This is a genomic window from Staphylococcus cohnii species complex 1663 (assembly GCF_041008415.1).
Classification (GTDB): domain Bacteria; phylum Bacillota; class Bacilli; order Staphylococcales; family Staphylococcaceae; genus Staphylococcus; species Staphylococcus ureilyticus.
The window spans coordinates 273,896-291,950 of record NZ_JBFDVL010000005.1 but is presented as its reverse complement, the minus strand read 5'-3'; the positions used below and the strand labels follow the sequence as shown (position 1 = coordinate 291,950).

The window sequence follows — 18,055 nt, the reverse complement described above, 5'->3', positions numbered from 1 at the left end:
CATTTTGAAAGTGGTAGTCATAATGGGTAGTTCTTCCGACTGGGAGACTATGAAAGAAAGTTGTCAAATGTTAGAACAACTAGATATACCGTACGAAAAGAAAGTTGTTTCCGCACATCGTACGCCTCAATTAATGTATGAATTTGCAAAAGGAGCTAGAGACAATGGCTATGATGTCATTATTGCAGGTGCTGGTGGAGCAGCACACTTGCCAGGTATGGTTGCTTCAATGACGACATTACCAGTAATTGGTGTGCCAATAGAATCTAAAAGTTTAAAAGGATTAGATTCTCTTCTATCTATTGTCCAAATGCCGGGTGGTATTCCAGTGGCAACGACAGCTATAGGCAAATCTGGAGCCAAAAATGCAGGAATACTTGCTGCAAGAATGCTCAGCATTGGTAATAAAGTTATCCAAAAGAATTTGGAAAATTATGAAAAATTATTGGTTGAGAAAGTGAGTGATATGCAACATGAACTTCAATAAACTGACATTTGGATCAACGATTGGAATTATTGGTGGCGGGCAATTAGGAAAAATGATGGCACAATCTGCACAGAAAATGGGTTATAAAGTTATCGTTTTAGATCCTGATGAAAATTGTCCATGTCAATATGTAGCGCATCAATTTATAAAAGCAAACTATGATGACGAACAATCGCTTATTCAACTAGGTGAATTGTCCGACGTTATCACATATGAGTTTGAGAATATTTCTGCGCATCAATTACAAACATTAGTTTCTCAATATAATATTCCTCAAGGTTATCAAGCTATACAACTGTTACAGGATAGATTGATTGAAAAGCAAACCTTGCAAGGTGCTGGAACTCAAGTAGCACCATTTATAAAATTAACTGACCCAGATGAGTTATCTCAAGCTATAGAAACAATTGGTTTTCCTTTTATGATAAAAACAAGATTTGGTGGATACGACGGAAAAGGACAATTACTTATTACAAATGAAACAGATTTGGACAATGCAAAAGCGTTAATTGAAAAGCAAGAATGTGTCGCTGAAAAATTTTTAAATCTACAAAAAGAAGTTTCTTTAACGGTAACGATTGGTAACAATAATCAAATTACGTACTTCCCGTTACAAGAGAATGAACATCAAAACCAAATATTATTTAAGACTGTTGTGCCTGCACGTGTGGATTCACAAATTGAACAATTAGCACGAAATGAAGTTGAAAAGATCATCAAACATATTCACTTTGTAGGTACGTTTACAGTGGAGTTTTTCATCGATTCAAACAATCAATTGTTTGTGAACGAAATTGCACCTAGACCTCATAATTCAGGACATTATTCAATTGAAGCGTGTGATTATTCGCAGTTTGATACACATATATTAGCAGTGACAGGTCAACACTTACCAGAAAAAATCGAATTATTAAAACCTAGTGTAATGATGAACTTATTAGGAAGAGATTTAGATCTGTTAGAACATAAATTCGGCGATCATCCTGAATGGCATGTACATATTTATGGAAAATCAAGTCGTAAACCTGACCGTAAAATGGGTCATCTTACAATGCTTACAAACAATGTAGAACAAACAGAACAAACTTTACTAAATCATTTTGAAGGGAGACATGGCTAATGTCTTTGTTATATGAAGGAAAAGCGAAAAGAATTTTTTCTACGGCACAATCAGATGTACTTCGAATTGAATATAAGGATGAAGTCACAGCTGGTAATGGTGCCAAAAAAGATTTTATAGAAGGTAAAGGCCGTTTAAATAATCAAATTACTTCTAGAATTTTCAGTCTTATTCAAGATCGTGATATTAATAGTCACTTTATCGAACAACTATCAGAAACTGAACAACTCGTAAAATCTGTAGACATTATTCCATTAGAGGTCGTAGTTAGAAATATTGCTGCAGGCTCTATAACAAAGAGATTAGGCTTTGATAAAGGTCATGAGTTTGAAAGCCCATTAGTTGAATTCTTTTATAAAAACGACGATTTAAATGACCCTTTAATTACAGAAGATCACATACAATTATTAAATATAGCTAGTAAAGATGAAATTGAAAAATTAAAAGATGCAGCAATAACAATTAATTCAGTATTGCTTGAATTAATGGATGATATGGATCTAAGACTCGTAGATTTCAAAATAGAGTTTGGACGTAGCACGAATGGCCAAATTTTATTAGCAGATGAAATTTCACCAGATACATGTCGCATTTGGGATAAATATAGTGATACAAATTTCGATAAAGACGTTTATCGTGAAGATACTGGTTCAATCATAGACACTTATCAAACTTTTCTTAATAAATTGGAGGAACTATAAAATGAAAACAATTGAATTGCATATCACATTACAGCCACAAGTATTAGACACACAAGGACAAGCTTTAAATCGCGCAGTACATGATTTAGGATACACACAAGTTAATGATATACGTGTTGGTAAATTACTGTACATGACAGTTGATGAAGCTACTGATGCTGCAGTTCACAATGTCGTTACAACTTTAAGCGAAAAACTTTTTGCAAACACCGTTATTGAAGAATATAGCTATAAAGTATTGGAAGAAGGGGAGAAAGCATAATGAAATTTGCAGTGCTAAAATTCCCAGGATCCAATTGTGATAGGGACATGTATAATGCAGCATTGAAATCCGGTGTAGAAGCAGAATATGTCGACTATAGAAATACATCTTTAGAAGGTTTTGACGGTGTTTTAATACCTGGTGGTTTCTCTTTTGGTGACTATTTACGTTCAGGTGCGATGGCAAGTGTTGCACCTATCACTGAAGAAGTGAAACGTTTCGCTAAAGAAGGGAAACCTGTATTAGGTGTTTGTAACGGATTTCAAATTCTTACAGAAATAGGTTTGCTGCCAGGTGCATTATTGCATAATGATTCACATTTATTTGTAAGTCGTAATGAACTACTAAAAGTAGTCAATAATCATACACCTTTCACTAATTTATATGAAGAGAATGAAAATGTAGTATATCCTGTAGCGCATGGGGAAGGTCATTACTATTGTACATCAGAAATGTATGACAGATTAGAAGAAAACAATCAAATCATTTTAAAATACAAGGATAACCCCAACGGTTCTTACAATGATATTGCAGGTATTGTAAATAAAAACGGAAATGTTTGTGGAATGATGCCGCACCCTGAACGTGCGATGGAATCTTTATTAGGTACTGATAGTGGCGTTAAGTTATTTGAAGCAATGGTTAATAGTTGGAGGGAACAAAATGTCTAAGTTTATCGAACCAAGTGTGGAAGAAATCAAATTAGAAAAACGATATAAAGATATGGGTTTATCGGAGTCAGAATACGATAAAGTATGTGAAATTTTAGGTCGTGAGCCCAATTTTACTGAAACTGGTATTTTCTCTGTCATGTGGAGTGAACATTGTTCTTATAAACATTCCAAGCCATTTTTAACTCAGTTTCCAACGTCAGGATCACATGTGTTGATGGGGCCTGGTGAAGGTGCAGGCGTCGTAGATATTGGTGACAACCAAGCAGTAGTATTTAAAGTTGAATCACATAATCATCCCTCTGCTGTTGAACCATATCAAGGTGCTGCTACTGGGGTAGGAGGCATTATAAGAGATATTGTTTCAATCGGTGCTAGACCAATAAATTTATTAAATAGTTTACGCTTTGGTGAATTGTCAGAAAAACAAAATCGTCGATTATTACGTGGTGTAGTAGCCGGTATTGGCGGTTATGGCAATTGTATTGGGATTCCAACAACTGCGGGTGAGATAGTATTTGATGATAGATATGATGGCAATCCATTGGTCAATGCAATGTGCGTAGGTATCATTGATCACGATAAAATTCAAAAAGGTACTGCTAAAGGCTCCGGTAATTCAGTTATATATGTGGGATTAAAAACAGGACGTGATGGCATTCACGGTGCTACTTTTGCATCTGAAGAACTAAGTGAAGATAGTGAAAGTAAGAGACCTTCAGTACAAATTGGTGACCCATTTGTTGGAAAAAAATTAATGGAAGCAACTTTAGAAGCAATAACATTTGATGAGCTAGTAGGTATCCAAGATATGGGGGCAGCAGGATTAACATCATCATCTTCTGAAATGGCTGCTAAAGGTGGAAGTGGTTTACATCTACAATTAGAAAAAGTTCCAACAAGAGAAAAAGGTATTTCACCTTATGAAATGATGCTTTCTGAAACTCAGGAACGCATGTTATTAGTAGTTGAAAAAGGATCTGAAGATAAATTCTTAAATTTATTTGATAAGCATGAATTAGATAGTGCTGTTATCGGTGAAGTTACAGATACAGATCGTTTTGTACTTACATATGAAGATGAAATTTTCGCTGATATACCCGTACAGCCATTGTCAGATGAAGCACCTGTTTACGTGCTTGAAGGTGAAACTCCTCAATATAATGAACCTAAAAATGAATACAGTGACATAGATGTCGAAGATGTATTTAATCGTTTACTCATTCATCCAACGATTGCTTCAAAACGTTATTTATACGAGCAGTATGATCAACAAGTTGGTGCGAATACTATTGTCAAACCGGGCTTACAATCATCAGTTGTTCGTGTTGAAGGATCAAATAAAGCAATTGCTTCTACGATAGATGGTGAAGCACGATATGTCTTTAATCATCCATACGAAGGCGGAAAGATGGTAGTAGCAGAAGCATACCGTAATTTGATTTCTGTAGGTGCTACACCTTTAGCGATGACCGATTGTTTGAATTATGGATCACCGGAGAAAAAAGAAATTTATCAACAATTAGCAGATTCTACTAAAGGTATGGCTGAAGCCTGTGAAATATTAAAGACACCAGTCGTTTCTGGCAATGTATCCTTGTATAACGAAACAAAAGAAACTTCAATATTCCCAACACCAGTCGTAGGTATGGTTGGTTTGATTGAAGAAATTGATTATTTCAATGATTTTACGCCAAAAGTGGGTGATACGCTTTATGTTGTAGGCGATACATTTAGCGATTTTGGTGGGAGTCAAATTGAGAAATTACTTTTCAGTAAGGTGAATCATGAAGTTGAAACCATTGATTTATCAAATGAAGTCAAAAGAGGAGAGTCGATTAAAAGGGCAATACGTAATGGTATAGCATCCCACGTACAAACAGTGGGTAAAGGTGGCCTGTTAATGACTTTTGCTCGTATCAGTGCACATTATCAAATGGGCTTAAATGTAACTTTAAATCTAAAAAATGAGCAATTATTCAGTGAAACGCAAGGGCGTTATGTAGTAGCAGTAAAAGGTGACCAACCTTTAGATATCGCAGATGCTATTAAAGTTGGTACATTAACAGAAGATGGAAAATTTGTAGTTTCTAACGGGGACACGTTAATTTCACGTGATGTGAAACAATTGAATGAACAGTGGGAAGGAGCAATTCCTAAATGTATGACTACAACGGATTAAACGAAGAATGTGGCGTTTTTGGTATTTGGAATCATCATGAAGCAGCACAATTGACGTATATGGGTTTACATAGTTTACAACATAGAGGTCAAGAAGGCGCAGGTATGGTGTGTTCTGATGGACAAAAACTCACTGGAGAAAGAGGGCTTGGCTTATTGACTGAAGCCATTTCAGATACGCAGTTGGAATCATTTAAGTCCTATCAACATGCGATTGGTCATGTACGATATGCGACATCGGGGAATAAAGGTATAGAGAATATTCAGCCATTTTTGTACCATTTTTATGATATGAGTGTCGCAGTTTGTCATAACGGAAACCTTATAAATGCACAAAGTTTAAGAAAATCTCTTGAGCATCAAGGTTCTATTTTCCATTCTTCTTCAGATACTGAAGTAATCATGCATTTAATTCGTAAAAGTAAAGCGCCAACCTTTGAAGCAGCGTTACAGGAAAGTTTACGAAAAATAAAAGGTGGTTTTACATTTGCGTTATTAACAAAAGATGCATTATATGGTGCTGTTGATCCAAATGCAATCAGACCTTTAGTTGTAGGAAAAATGAAAACAGGTGCTTACATCATCGCAAGTGAAACTTGTGCTATAGATGTTTTAGGTGCAACGTATGTAAGAGATATCCATGCAGGTGAATATGTGGTTATCAATGATGAAGGTATTCGAGTAGAGTCTTATACGAGACATACGAATACGGCGATATCAGCTATGGAGTATATTTATTTTGCTAGACCAGATTCAACTATTGCAGGAAAAAATGTTCATGCGATTCGTAAACAATCTGGTAAACAATTAGCGTTAGAAAGTCCAGTTGAAAATGCAGATATGGTTATTGGTGTACCTAATTCTTCACTCTCAGCAGCCTCTGGTTATGCTGAACAAAGTGGTTTGCCATATGAGATGGGGTTAGTCAAAAATCAATATGTAGCGCGTACATTTATTCAACCAACTCAAGAATTAAGAGAGCAAGGTGTAAGGGTCAAATTATCGGCAGTAAAGGATATCGTACAAGGCAAAAATATCGTCTTAGTGGATGATTCTATTGTTAGAGGCACGACAAGTAAGCGTATAGTACAAATGCTAAAAGATGCTGGAGCTAATGAAGTGCATGTACGTATTGCTTCTCCTGAATTTATGTTTCCAAGCTTTTATGGTATAGACGTTTCAACTACTGCTGAACTCATATCAGCGAGCAAATCACCATCAGAAATCAGTGAACATATTGGTTCAGATTCTCTGGCCTATCTAACTGTAGCTGGTTTAATAGATTCAATTGGTCTTGATGTAGATGCTCCTTATAAAGGATTATGTGTAGAAAGTTTTACAGGTGATTATCCTGCTGGTCTTTATGATTATGAACAAGATTATTTTGAACATTTAAGCGAACGTCAAAAAGAATATTTAGCAAATCATAAACAATACTTTGATAGAGAGGGTAATTTAAATGTCTAAAGCATACCAACAAGCAGGTGTTGATATTAGTGCAGGTTATGAAGCGGTTGAACGTATGTCAAGTCATGTTCAAAGAACAATGCGTAAAGAAGTCTTAGGTGGATTAGGCGGTTTTGGTGCTACATTCGATTTATCACAGTTAAATATGAAAGCACCATTACTCGTATCTGGAACAGATGGTGTTGGTACTAAATTAAAGTTAGCGATTGATAATGACAAACACGATACGATAGGTATTGATGCAGTAGCGATGTGTGTCAATGATATTTTAACAACTGGTGCAGAACCATTGTATTTCTTAGATTATATTGCAACACATAAAGTTGTTCCAGAAGTTATTGAACAGATTGTTAAAGGGGTTAGTGACGGTTGTGAAGCTACAAATACAGCACTGATTGGTGGCGAAACAGCTGAAATGGGTGAAATGTATCATGAAGGTGAATATGATTTAGCAGGATTCGCTGTAGGAGCTGTTGAAAAAGAAGCGTATATAGACGGTTCAGCCGTGAAACCAGGTGATGTAATAATAGGTCTTGAATCAAGTGGTATACACTCTAACGGTTACAGCTTGGTACGTAATTTAATAAAAAAATCAGGTATTAATCTACAAGACAAATTTGATCAAAACCACACATTTTTAGATATCTTTTTAGAACCAACACGACTATATGTCAAGCCTGTATTAGCTGTAAAAGAACACGTAAACATACATGCGATGACGCATATTACTGGTGGCGGATTTATTGAAAATATCCCAAGAGCATTGCCTGAGGGTGTAGGTGCAAAAATTGATGTAACTCAATTTCCAACACCAAAGATATTTGAATGGTTGCAAAAACAAGGCAATATTTCGACTAAAGAAATGTACAATGTATTTAATATGGGGATCGGTTTCACCTTAGTTATTGATGCTAATGATGAAGCTAAAGTATTAAATTCGTTACAACAAGCACAAGTAAATGCATATAGAATTGGTGAAATTGTTAAAAGTGAAGCGCCAATTCATTTGACGGGGGTATGAAAGTGACAAAAATTGCTATCTTTGCTTCAGGGTCAGGAAGTAACTTTGAAAGTATCATGTCACAAATAGAAGCAGGTTATTTGCCGAACATTGAAGTGACTGCTTTATATACGGATCAGGTTAATGCTTATTGTATTGAGCGAGCAAGAAAATATCATTTAGATGTACATATTAATGAGCTTAAAAACTTTGATTCTAAAGCAGATTATGAGCGGAAAATCATTGAATGGTTAACAACCGAAAAAGTTGAATGGATTATTTTAGCTGGTTATATGAAATTAATCGGTGAAAATATATTAAATGCCTATCAAAAACGTATCATTAATATTCATCCTTCATTATTGCCGAAATATCGTGGTAAAGACGCGATTGGTCAAGCATTAAATAGTGGTGACAAGATCACAGGCACAACAGTACATTTTGTAGATAGTGGGATGGATACAGGAGAAATTATAGAACAACGTACATGTGAAATAAAACCGGATGATACGAAAGAACAATTAGAAGAAAGAATAAAAGCAATTGAACATGAATTGTATCCAGAAGTTATTTCAAAAATTATTCAATAAGAGGTGCCAATAAACATGAAAAAGGCAATTTTAAGCGTATCTAATAAAACAGGCATTGTCCCTTTTGCACAATCACTCCAACAGTTAGGTTATGAGTTATATTCGACTGGTGGTACGATGCGAACGTTAGTCGATGAAAATATTGCAGTTAAATCTATATCAGAACTTACACATTTTGACGAAATTATGGATGGGAGAGTCAAGACATTACATCCAGCCGTTCATGGTGGTATTTTAGCTGATCGTAATAAACCAGAACATTTAGAACAATTAAAAGAACAGCAAATTGATTTAATAGACATGGTTGTTGTAAATCTATATCCATTCAAGGAGACTGTTGCCAATCCAGATGTTACAGAAAATGACGCGATTGAAAATATAGATATTGGTGGGCCTACTATGTTACGTGCAGCAGCTAAAAACTTTAAACACGTTACTACTATTGTTCATCCATCAGATTATAATGAAGTGATTGAAAAACTAAAATCAAATCAATTAGATGAATCTTATAGAAAATCATTGATGATTAAAGTATTTGAACATACGAATCAATATGATAATGCAATTGTTGATTTCTTTAAAGAAAATAAAGAAAGTTTAAGATATGGTGAAAATCCACAACAACAAGCATCATTTGTAAGAACATCTGATGCCAATCATACGTTAGGTGGCGCGAAACAGTTGCATGGTAAGCAATTGAGTTATAACAACATTAAAGATGCAGATGCGGCGTTATCTTTAGTTAAGCAATTTGAAACACCTGCTGCAGTTGCAGTTAAACATATGAATCCTTGTGGTGTAGGTATTGGAACAAATATTTATGAAGCTTATCAGCGTGCATTTGAAGCGGATAGCCAATCCATTTTTGGAGGTATCGTTGCTTTAAATAGAACCGTTGATGCTACTTTGGCTGAAACGCTGCACAGCATATTCTTGGAAGTGATTATTGCACCGAAATTTTCCGATGAAGCGTTAGCGATTTTAAATAAAAAGAAAAATATTAGATTATTAGAAATTGATATGACAATTGATAATAATGAGCAAGAAATAGTATCTGTTTCAGGTGGATATTTAATACAAGATAAAGACAATGTATTAATCAAACGTGATGATTTAAAAGTCGTTACAGAAAATGCACCTACAGAAACTCAATGGGATGCAATGTTGCTTGGTTGGAAAGTGGTTGCCTCTGTTAAAAGTAATGCGATTATCCTATGTAACGATAAACAAACAGTCGGTATTGGTGCCGGTCAAATGAATCGGGTAGGATCAGCACAAATTGCAATAGAACGTGCGATTGAAATTAATGATAATGTCGTAATGGTATCAGATGGTTTCTTCCCGATGGATGATACGGTAGAACTAGCTGCGCAACATGGTATTAAAGCGATCATTCAACCAGGGGGTTCAATTAAAGATCAAGATTCAATAGATATGGCTAATAAATATGGCATTGCAATGGTAACGACTGGCATTAGACACTTTAAACATTAAAATATTGGAGGCAAAATTATTTATGAAAGTACTAGTCATTGGCACAGGCGGAAGAGAACATATTTTAGCACACAAGTTAAAACAATCTTCACTCGTAAATGAAATTTTTGCAATTCCAGGGAATGACGCAATGTCAGACATTGCAGATGTACATTGTGAAATAGCGGAAACGGACCACACTCAGATTGTTGAATTTGCTGTTGAGCATGATATTTCGTGGGTGATTATTGGCCCTGAACAACCACTTACAGAAGGTTTAGCAGATAAATTAAACGCAAAACAAATTAAAGTGTTTGGGCCAAACCAAGCAGCGGCTCAGATTGAGGGATCAAAATTATTCGCAAAGCAGTTAATGCAGAAATATCATATTCCTACTGCAGAATATAAAGAAATATCAAACAAATCTGATGCACTAAATTATATTGAAACATGCCAGTATCCTATCGTATTAAAGAAAGATGGTTTGGCAGCTGGTAAAGGTGTAATTATAGCTGAGAATTATGGTGAAGCTGAAGCAGCGGTTCATTCACTGTATCCACAAGAGCTTGGCACAGTTGTCTTTGAGCAATTTTTAGAAGGTGAAGAATTCTCATTGATGACATTTGTAAATGGTGATTATGCCGTGCCATTTGATTGTATTGCGCAAGATCATAAACGTGCATATGATGACGATAAAGGGCCTAACACAGGTGGTATGGGGGCGTATTGTCCTGTACCTCATATAGATAAGGAAGTACTTAACCTCACGAATGAAATCATTGCACAACCTATAGCTCAAGCAATGTATAAAGAAGGTTATGAATTTTTTGGCGTCCTTTATATTGGTGTGATTTTAACAGCAGATGGTCCGAAAGTAATAGAATTTAATGCTAGATTTGGCGACCCTGAAGCACAAGTATTACTAACGAGATTGGAAAGTGATTTAATGCAACATATCTTAGATTTAGAGGCTAAAAAGAAAATAGCATTTAAATGGAAAGATTCGTCTGTCGTTGGTGTAATGCTTGCTTCTAAAGGGTACCCTGGAAATTACGAAAAAGGTAAGACTGTTTCAGGTTTTGATTTAAATGGTAATTATTTTGTCAGTGGTTTGAAAAGAGATAAGGATAAATTTGTCACCAATGGTGGTCGTGTCATCTTAGCATTAGGAGAAGGTCATGATATTACTAGTGCTAAAGCAAATGCCTATAAAGCTGCAGAAAAAATTCAAAGCGATGGACTATTTTATCGAAAAGATATTAGTAATAAAGCAATAAAACATTTATAAATATTAAAAAAAGTCGTAATTTCTATTTAGAAGTGTATAGAAATTACGACTTTTTAAATTTTGAAACTGTATATCGTAAAAGCTATGTGTTCACAGATCAATCTATGTAAATTGACATATAAAAAGATAAGACAAAGTGGTTTAGTTTTTGTCTTATCTTTTCTTAATTGGATAGTAATGAATTTTGGATAAAATAAGGTAATCGTTAATATATATTTTTTATACGAACATCGTTTATACCTGTAATCGGTAAGTGAAGTGCTAAGAAATAAGCAACAACCAAAATGATGATAAAAACGATGATTAATAGAAAGTCTTTATACGAGAAAGGTGTATGATAATAGTAGGTGCGCGGACCATCTTTAAAACCTTTTTTCTCCATTGCAACAGCAAGTTGATGAGCTTTTCTAATGTTTTGGCTTAAAAGTGGAATCATAAGATGTTTGATTCTACTAAATAAATTATAATTTTGTTGAGAGATAATTTGATATCTCATTTTTAAAGACTTTCTAAGTTGAACTAAAGTGCTAATCATTAATGGTACCATTCTTATAGCAGCCATAAAAGCATAAGCAACTTTAGGCTTAACTTTTAAATGTTGCATTAGGCTGTAAAAGACCATTACAATTTCAGAAGTGAAAGCAATTAAAATACCGAAAAATGAAACGGTTGTTGTACGTAACGCTAAATGCAGCCCTCTAACTAAACTTTCAGTACTAATTTGAATAAATCCTAATTTAAACAATATATGAGTGCCTTCACCATAAAAAATCATGAATAAAGCTGAAATTAGGCTGAAAGTTATAGTAAAGAAAATAAAAGCAAATGTTATTTTAAATTTTATACCATTGAACATTAATAAAAACAGGAACATCAATAGACAAATATAAATCATAAAATCGAATTGATGTACAAATATAACAAAGAAAAACAAAAAAACAGCTAATGCTAACTTTGTAATGATATTCACATCATCCATGAAAGAGTAGTGTTTTTTCCACATTTCAAACATGATGCTCACCTGCTATCTCTAGAATTTGTTTTTGACTTACACACAATTTACGTGTTGGATAGCGTGCGATAATTTCAGGATCATGTGTAACCATAATAATTGTTTGGCCATCTCTAACGCGTTGTTGGAATAATTTAATTAAATTAAATGTATTATGACTATCTAAACCGAATGTTGGCTCATCTAATAAAATATATTCTGATGTAGAGCTTAAAGCTATAGCTACACTCAGTCTACGTTTCTGCCCGATTGACAGTTCATAAGGGTGTTGTGATTGAACATCTTCTAAATTTAACATTTTAAGCATTTGAATTGTTTTTTCTTCAGCTTCTGATATAGAAGGATAATTAGCTTTGTTTTGTATAAAAATTTCTTTGTAAACTGAATTCGCAATAAATTGAATTTCAGGATTTTGATATACAAGATACATATTTTTAGCAGCTTCTTTGATTTTAGTAAGCTTTTTGCCATCAAAAGACATTGTGCCTTCATATTTAATAAGTTGCATCATCGATTCTAATAAAGAAGTCTTGCCTGAGCCATTTGTACCGGTGATTGTAATCCATTCGCCACTAGTGATATTAAGTTTTGGTATATCGATAAGTGTCTTTTTACTTCTTTTTATAGTGCCTTGTTCAAAAAGAAATAGATGCTCATTGGCATATTGAATATTAGATTGCTGTAAATCTATAGGTAAAGGTGCTTCATCCCAAGCTTTTGGATGCCAAACGCCATATTCGGATAAAAGGTGTTCATAGTTGTTTAATATGTCAGCTGGTGAGGCATCACCAATAATAACACCATCATAGTTTAATAATATTACACGATCGATATGCTGCCATATATGTTCTACTTTATGTTCAACTATAATCACAGTTTGATCTTGCCATAACGCTTTAATCTTATTCCATAATTCTTCTGTTGATGTTACATCTAACATCGCGGTTGGTTCATCTAGAAATAAAGTATTAGCTTGTTGTAATAATGTTTCTGCAATTGCTAATTTTTGTTTCATACCGCCACTTAAATTATTGATATATTGGTCTTTATTGACGTTTAAATCAACAGACTCGAGTGCTGATTCAATCAATGCATCCATTTTATGTCGTGGCGTTTGTAAATTTTCAAGGACAAAGGCGAGTTCCTCATATACCTTTGGCATACAAAATTGGCTATCAGGTTCTTGAAAAATAACACCACAATCTTGATCAATCTCTAATTTATCGTATTTCATTGGCAAATCAATGAGATTTGGTACGATACCACTTAAAACATTCAATAACGTGCTTTTACCTGAACCAGAGGGACCAAGTATAAGCACCTTCTCTTTATCTTTAATTTCAAGTGATAAATTGTCGAATATTTTCTTTTGTCCATTTGGATATTTAAGACGTAGATTTTCAGTGACTATCAACTTTTATGCTCCTTATAAATTGTCATAATCTTTTTGTGTTGCAGGTCTGAATAATTTGGTTACGCCAGTTTGATCTAATATTTTCACAATATAATAGGACAACAATCCAGCCACAACAATACCGCTAATCAATCTAAATACGATATAAAGTGTTAAGTTCCATCCTGCAATTTCTCCTAAATAACCATAAGCAAAATCAAGAGGAAGTGTCGCAACAGATGCTAAAAATCCTGCTAACATAGCTACCATTGCTGAACGTGATTTATATCTAAAAATAGCGAAAATAATCTCACATGCTAATCCTTGAAGTAATGCATAGACCATTGTTGGAATATCAAATCTTCCCATGACAATTGTTTCACCTGCACCAGCAGCAAATTCAGCTAAAATCGCAATACCAGCTTTTGGTATAATCAAATATGCAACAATCGCAGCCATAAACCATGCACCATATGTTAGTTCTTCAATATGAAGACCAGAAACTTGCACTGCCTTATATACTAAAGTCCAAATATTATAGACGATAGCAAACACAACAGCTATAAGTACGGTTACTAAAATTTCTGATAGTTTTAAACCTTTTGACATAAATTCTCCTCCAATAAAAAAACGCACAACCATCTAGAAGTTGCGCGTTAAATATAGGCATACGGATACCGAAAAACATATCACGATACACTTTCCTACGCTAGTTTAATCTAGATCAGGTTCAAAGGGTTTGAGGGTATACCTCATCTCAGTCACTAAACACCCCTAGTGCGAATATTAAATTTAATTTTAACTATAATGTATGACTTTTAATTAGTTATGTCAAGGTGTATTAACGTTGAATTTGATATTTATGACTTCAATCACAGCACATAACATAAGGTTAAATAAAGACTTTTTGTATAGTGCATTGGGTGATGTGGCAGTGTGGTTTTGTTAATTTAAGTTTGTTTAATTCATCGTTTTTAATGAAAAAGGGAATTGTCAAGTTCAGTTACATATCACAATAAATACATGATGTAGTGTAATTTATAAGAAAGTGTTTTTAATTATTGTCCAAATATATCATTGTTAAGATGTTGTTGTGTGCTTCATCCATTTATTCATATGTGTGTCAGAGTATAGTCTCGAATCATATTTTGAGTAAGAAGTATGAAAATCAAATGACATGATATTAAATAAAGGACTAAAACCATGTAAAAGTGGTTTTAGTCCTTTAGACTAATTATGAGATTGATGTTTCAGATTTTTTAATATTAACCTTGATAGTATGAACAAAAATTAAATGCTATTGTTCACTTTTAATTTAAATTATAATGTTCATATAGAAATCAAGCACATTTAGTTTAATCTAAAGTATCTTGAATATTTTTTTTCGTTTCTTCAGTACTATCTTCAGCAGATTCTTTTTTATCTTTCAATTTATCTTCAGCTTCTTTTGCTTTTTCAGCTGCTTTTTTATTTAATTCTTCTTTACTCATAGTTAAACACTCCTTCAATATTCAAATGACTTATGTTTTCAATATACCACTTTATTTGGAAACTAAACCACAAAGATCTAACTGTATATTACGTTAAATTTGAAATATTTGTTTAATCGATTATGTTTGGTGGAAACTTGACTGTACAACTATTTTCTATCATACTATAGACTTATTTATTGATTTATTAAAGACAAGAACTAAATGTTAATATATAATAACTTTGAGGTGAATGGTATGTCTTTTTTAAAGAAACACGCTGAGATATTATATAGTTATATAATAGGCATCGTTTCGCTCTTCACAGGTCTCATCATTTTAATAAATTTATCTATGGTCCATGACTTAAAGGATAAAGGTAAAATTGAATTACATATTCATAATGTTTGGGATTTTATAAATGCATTTTTTGCAGAAATCATAAGAGTCATGAGTAATTATATAGGGAATTTCCCTGTTATAAGTGCAGTATTAATTATTTTATTTGGTATTGCGGTCATCTTACTCGGATTCACGCTATTAAGAACAACAAGATATGATTATGATGTTTCAATCTTCTTCTTAGTGATAGGTATACTGTTCTTCATTATAACACTTATTTTAATGACACAAGTTTATAGCTTCTTTGCTATCATTTTTATTATCCCATTTGTAGTTCATATTGGGTATATTGTATATAAAGATGAACTAAATCCAGATCACAGAAAATATCATTATTTATTAATTATTTTCAGTTATGGGATAAGTTATTTAATTACGCAAATCGTATTATATGGAAGAATAGATAGCGACGAAATTATTCCTATTGATATTTTGAGTGTAAATACATTCTTTTTATTAATGTGGTTACTAGGTCAAATGTCAATTTGGAATTTCTTGTTTTTAAGAAGGGCACTTCCTTTAACAAAACAAGAATTAGGTGAAGAAGAACCTGAATTATCTAGAACAAGCAAAGGTACAGTTACAAACCAAACGAAAGAGCATTTGAAAAGTTTACAAGATAAGACAACTGAGTTTACTCGGAAAACACGTAGAAGTGTTGATATTCAAAAATTAAGAGATAAAAAAGACAAATTTATCGAAAAATGGAAGAATATTATTGATATACAAGAGGATGATATTCCAAATTGGATGAAAATTCCAAAATGGGTTAAGTCAGCTTATGTAGAAATATTTTGTGGTGTTGTATTATTATTCTTTACAATTATAGAATTTAATAATAGAAATGCTTTATTTGTTTCAGGTAATTGGGAAATTTCTCAAACACAATATGTGATTGAATGGATTACCTTATTATTACTAATGCTGATTATTATTGCTTATATATTAACGACATTAACGAACTTCTTGAGAGATAAATTCTATTATCTGCAGTTGTTTATGGTTAGTATATTATTTTTCAAATTGTTAACGGAATTTATGAATATTATGGTTCATGGCCTATTATTGTCAATTTTCATTACGCCAATATTGTTTGTGATGCTAATCGCAGTAATTGTATCATTTATTATTAAATTGCGTGAACCTTCAAAAGATTAACAAGTAAATAAACTTTTAAAGGACTGGCTATTGCTAAATGCCAGTCCTTTTTGATTCATGATTGAAATAACACAAAAGATAAAAAACAATAATACAATGTTTGAATTGAGAAATCATTCAATTATAGATAAATGATGTTACGATATTTCTTGAGATGATAGAATAAGAAAGCATAAATTATAAAATTAGAAGAAAGGCTGACATATAATTATGAAAACTGCCGTATTAAATAAAGGTAAAGAAACGAAATATCTAAATGGATATCCATTAATCGATGATGATGACGTGTATGCGCATGATCATTTAAAAGAGGGCGATTTATTCTCGTTAGTAAATGATGAACAAACCTATATTGCAACTGCGTACGTCGGAAGGCAACATAAAGGACTTGGATGGGTATTGAGCTATGATGAAAATGAAGTGATTAATACTCAATTTTTTGAGAGACTTTTTGAAATCGCAATACAAGAAAGAGCGTATTTTTATAATATTGAAGGTACTAATGCTTTTAGAATATTTAATGGTGAAGGTGATGGTGTAGGTGGTCTAACTATTGATAATTATAACGGACACTTTTTAATACAATGGTATTCTAAAGGTATTTATAAATACCGTTATCAAATTTTAAATGCATTAAAAAATACCTTAGAATACAAATCTGTGTTTGAAAAAATGAGATTTAAAGATGCCCAAATAGCTGGAGGGTTTGTTGATGGGGAAGCACCAGAATTTCCTATTATAATCGAAGAAAATTTCACATTTTATAATGTGGATTTAAATGATGGTCCTATGACAGGTATTTTCTTGGATCAAAAAGAAGTACGAAAGAAATTAAGAGATCATTTTGCTGAGGATAGGTATTTGTTAAATGTGTTTAGTTATACTGGTGCTTTTTCAGTTGTCTCAGCAGAAAAGGCCAAAGTCACTACTAGCGTTGATTTAGCTAACAGATCACGCACATTAACAGAAGAAAATTTTGGCTTAAATGCAATTGATCCAAAGACACAATATATATTTGTAATGGATACCTTTGATTATTTTAATTATGCGCGCCGTCATGATTTACTTTATGACACAATCGTTATTGATCCACCTAGTTTTGCAAGAAATAAGAAAAAAACATTTTCAGTATTGAAAGATTACGATAAATTAATACTAGGTGCTTTGGAAGTACTTTCGCCAAATGGAACTTTATTATTGTGTACGAATAATAGTACATTTTCATTAAAAGCATTTAAAAAAATGATTAAAGATACATTGAATAATGCAGAAGTTGATTTTGAACTATCAGAGGTAATGGGGTTACCAAAAGATTTTAAAACACATCCACACTATAAACCATCAAAATATTTGAAGGCTATTTTTGTAAATATACAGTAAT

Annotated in this window: 17 protein-coding genes and 1 riboswitch; of the genes, 13 read left to right on the top strand and 4 right to left on the bottom strand. The window is 33.1% G+C overall.

Going from position 1 to position 18,055, the window contains the following annotated elements; genetic code table 11:
- Window positions 1-4: 4 nt before the first annotated feature.
- From purE to purD, 11 genes are read left to right on the top strand one after another with little or no spacing between them, the layout of a single operon-like run.
- Complete coding sequence (gene purE / locus AB1J10_RS08445) at window positions 5-487, top strand: 5-(carboxyamino)imidazole ribonucleotide mutase (RefSeq protein ID WP_064209115.1); 483 nt, start codon at window positions 5-7, stop codon at window positions 485-487.
- The gene (gene purK, locus AB1J10_RS08440) at window positions 474-1,607 is read left to right on the top strand and encodes a 5-(carboxyamino)imidazole ribonucleotide synthase (RefSeq protein ID WP_070038042.1); all 1,134 of its coding nucleotides are present in this window, start codon (window positions 474-476) and stop codon (window positions 1,605-1,607) included. The genes purE and purK overlap by 14 nt, the downstream gene beginning before the upstream one ends.
- On the top strand, window positions 1,607-2,308 hold the full coding sequence (gene purC / locus AB1J10_RS08435; RefSeq protein ID WP_070038040.1) for a phosphoribosylaminoimidazolesuccinocarboxamide synthase: 702 nt from the start codon (window positions 1,607-1,609) through the stop codon (window positions 2,306-2,308). Before purK ends, purC begins: the two co-directional genes overlap by 1 nt.
- Before the next feature lies 1 nt (window position 2,309).
- Window positions 2,310-2,570, top strand: a complete 261-nt coding sequence (purS, locus tag AB1J10_RS08430; RefSeq protein WP_019468141.1) for a phosphoribosylformylglycinamidine synthase subunit PurS — start codon at window positions 2,310-2,312, stop codon at window positions 2,568-2,570.
- On the top strand, window positions 2,570-3,241 hold the full coding sequence (purQ, locus tag AB1J10_RS08425) for a phosphoribosylformylglycinamidine synthase I (RefSeq protein ID WP_046207895.1): 672 nt from the start codon (window positions 2,570-2,572) through the stop codon (window positions 3,239-3,241). Before purS ends, purQ begins: the two co-directional genes overlap by 1 nt.
- Entirely contained in the window at window positions 3,234-5,423 is a 2,190-nt protein-coding gene (purL, locus tag AB1J10_RS08420) for a phosphoribosylformylglycinamidine synthase subunit PurL (RefSeq protein WP_070038038.1), read from the top strand. Before purQ ends, purL begins: the two co-directional genes overlap by 8 nt.
- A complete protein-coding gene (purF, locus tag AB1J10_RS08415) occupies window positions 5,402-6,889 on the top strand; it encodes an amidophosphoribosyltransferase (protein ID WP_070038035.1) in 1,488 nt (495 codons plus the stop codon). The genes purL and purF overlap by 22 nt, the downstream gene beginning before the upstream one ends.
- Entirely contained in the window at window positions 6,882-7,910 is a 1,029-nt protein-coding gene (purM, locus tag AB1J10_RS08410) for a phosphoribosylformylglycinamidine cyclo-ligase (RefSeq protein ID WP_107365343.1), read from the top strand. The genes purF and purM overlap by 8 nt, the downstream gene beginning before the upstream one ends.
- A gap of 2 nt (window positions 7,911-7,912) precedes the next feature.
- Window positions 7,913-8,479 (top strand): phosphoribosylglycinamide formyltransferase, encoded by a 567-nt coding sequence (gene purN / locus AB1J10_RS08405; RefSeq protein WP_070038029.1) that lies wholly within the window; start codon window positions 7,913-7,915, stop codon window positions 8,477-8,479.
- A 15-nt stretch (window positions 8,480-8,494) separates the two neighbouring features.
- Complete coding sequence (gene purH, locus AB1J10_RS08400) at window positions 8,495-9,973, top strand: bifunctional phosphoribosylaminoimidazolecarboxamide formyltransferase/IMP cyclohydrolase (RefSeq protein WP_070038026.1); 1,479 nt, start codon at window positions 8,495-8,497, stop codon at window positions 9,971-9,973.
- Window positions 9,974-9,995: 22 nt separating this feature from the next.
- Window positions 9,996-11,240, top strand: coding sequence for a phosphoribosylamine--glycine ligase (purD, locus tag AB1J10_RS08395; protein ID WP_046207889.1), 1,245 nt, complete (start codon window positions 9,996-9,998; stop codon window positions 11,238-11,240).
- Window positions 11,241-11,445: 205 nt separating this feature from the next.
- Here purD and AB1J10_RS08390 read toward each other — a convergent pair whose 3' ends face one another.
- From AB1J10_RS08390 to graF, 4 genes are all read right to left on the bottom strand, one after another.
- Window positions 11,446-12,252, bottom strand: a complete 807-nt coding sequence (locus AB1J10_RS08390; RefSeq protein ID WP_046207888.1) for an energy-coupling factor transporter transmembrane component T family protein — start codon at window positions 12,250-12,252, stop codon at window positions 11,446-11,448.
- The gene (locus AB1J10_RS08385) at window positions 12,245-13,666 is read right to left on the bottom strand and encodes an ABC transporter ATP-binding protein (protein ID WP_046207887.1); all 1,422 of its coding nucleotides are present in this window, start codon (window positions 13,664-13,666) and stop codon (window positions 12,245-12,247) included. Before AB1J10_RS08385 ends, AB1J10_RS08390 begins: the two co-directional genes overlap by 8 nt.
- A gap of 12 nt (window positions 13,667-13,678) precedes the next feature.
- Window positions 13,679-14,254 carry an ECF transporter S component gene (locus tag AB1J10_RS08380; protein WP_046207886.1) on the bottom strand — a complete coding sequence of 192 codons (576 nt, stop codon included), beginning with the start codon at window positions 14,252-14,254 and terminating at the stop codon, window positions 13,679-13,681.
- Between the two features lie 75 nt (window positions 14,255-14,329).
- Window positions 14,330-14,431, bottom strand: a riboswitch (TPP riboswitch).
- A gap of 569 nt (window positions 14,432-15,000) precedes the next feature.
- Window positions 15,001-15,135: a glycopeptide resistance-associated protein GraF gene (graF, locus tag AB1J10_RS08375; protein ID WP_196296357.1), complete on the bottom strand. Its 135-nt coding sequence runs from the start codon at window positions 15,133-15,135 to the stop codon at window positions 15,001-15,003.
- A 237-nt stretch (window positions 15,136-15,372) separates the two neighbouring features.
- Here graF and auxA point away from each other — a divergent pair, with 237 nt between their 5' ends.
- Both auxA and AB1J10_RS08365 read left to right on the top strand, forming a co-directional pair.
- Complete coding sequence (gene auxA / locus AB1J10_RS08370; protein WP_070038023.1) at window positions 15,373-16,674, top strand: lipoteichoic acid stability factor AuxA; 1,302 nt, start codon at window positions 15,373-15,375, stop codon at window positions 16,672-16,674.
- Window positions 16,675-16,884: 210 nt separating this feature from the next.
- Window positions 16,885-18,054, top strand: coding sequence for a class I SAM-dependent rRNA methyltransferase (locus AB1J10_RS08365; RefSeq protein WP_064209109.1), 1,170 nt, complete (start codon window positions 16,885-16,887; stop codon window positions 18,052-18,054).
- The last annotated feature ends 1 nt before the right edge of the window (window position 18,055 follow it).

What these genes read in the sequence shown, in the direction of transcription:
- AB1J10_RS08390 (WP_046207888.1), bottom strand. Translation starts at nt 12,252, where the DNA reads ATGTTTGAAATGTGGAAAAAACACTACTCTTTCATGGATGATGTGAAT.
- graF (WP_196296357.1), bottom strand. Translation starts at nt 15,135, where the DNA reads ATGAGTAAAGAAGAATTAAATAAAAAAGCAGCTGAAAAAGCAAAAGAA.
- purS (WP_019468141.1), top strand. Translation starts at nt 2,310, where the DNA reads ATGAAAACAATTGAATTGCATATCACATTACAGCCACAAGTATTAGAC.
- purH (WP_070038026.1), top strand. Translation starts at nt 8,495, where the DNA reads ATGAAAAAGGCAATTTTAAGCGTATCTAATAAAACAGGCATTGTCCCT.
- purQ (WP_046207895.1), top strand. Translation starts at nt 2,570, where the DNA reads ATGAAATTTGCAGTGCTAAAATTCCCAGGATCCAATTGTGATAGGGAC.
- purL (WP_070038038.1), top strand. Translation starts at nt 3,234, where the DNA reads ATGTCTAAGTTTATCGAACCAAGTGTGGAAGAAATCAAATTAGAAAAA.
- purD (WP_046207889.1), top strand. Translation starts at nt 9,996, where the DNA reads ATGAAAGTACTAGTCATTGGCACAGGCGGAAGAGAACATATTTTAGCA.
- purF (WP_070038035.1), top strand. Translation starts at nt 5,402, where the DNA reads ATGTATGACTACAACGGATTAAACGAAGAATGTGGCGTTTTTGGTATT.
- AB1J10_RS08365 (WP_064209109.1), top strand. Translation starts at nt 16,885, where the DNA reads ATGAAAACTGCCGTATTAAATAAAGGTAAAGAAACGAAATATCTAAAT.
- purM (WP_107365343.1), top strand. Translation starts at nt 6,882, where the DNA reads ATGTCTAAAGCATACCAACAAGCAGGTGTTGATATTAGTGCAGGTTAT.
- AB1J10_RS08380 (WP_046207886.1), bottom strand. Translation starts at nt 14,254, where the DNA reads ATGTCAAAAGGTTTAAAACTATCAGAAATTTTAGTAACCGTACTTATA.
- auxA (WP_070038023.1), top strand. Translation starts at nt 15,373, where the DNA reads ATGTCTTTTTTAAAGAAACACGCTGAGATATTATATAGTTATATAATA.
- purK (WP_070038042.1), top strand. Translation starts at nt 474, where the DNA reads ATGAACTTCAATAAACTGACATTTGGATCAACGATTGGAATTATTGGT.
- purC (WP_070038040.1), top strand. Translation starts at nt 1,607, where the DNA reads ATGTCTTTGTTATATGAAGGAAAAGCGAAAAGAATTTTTTCTACGGCA.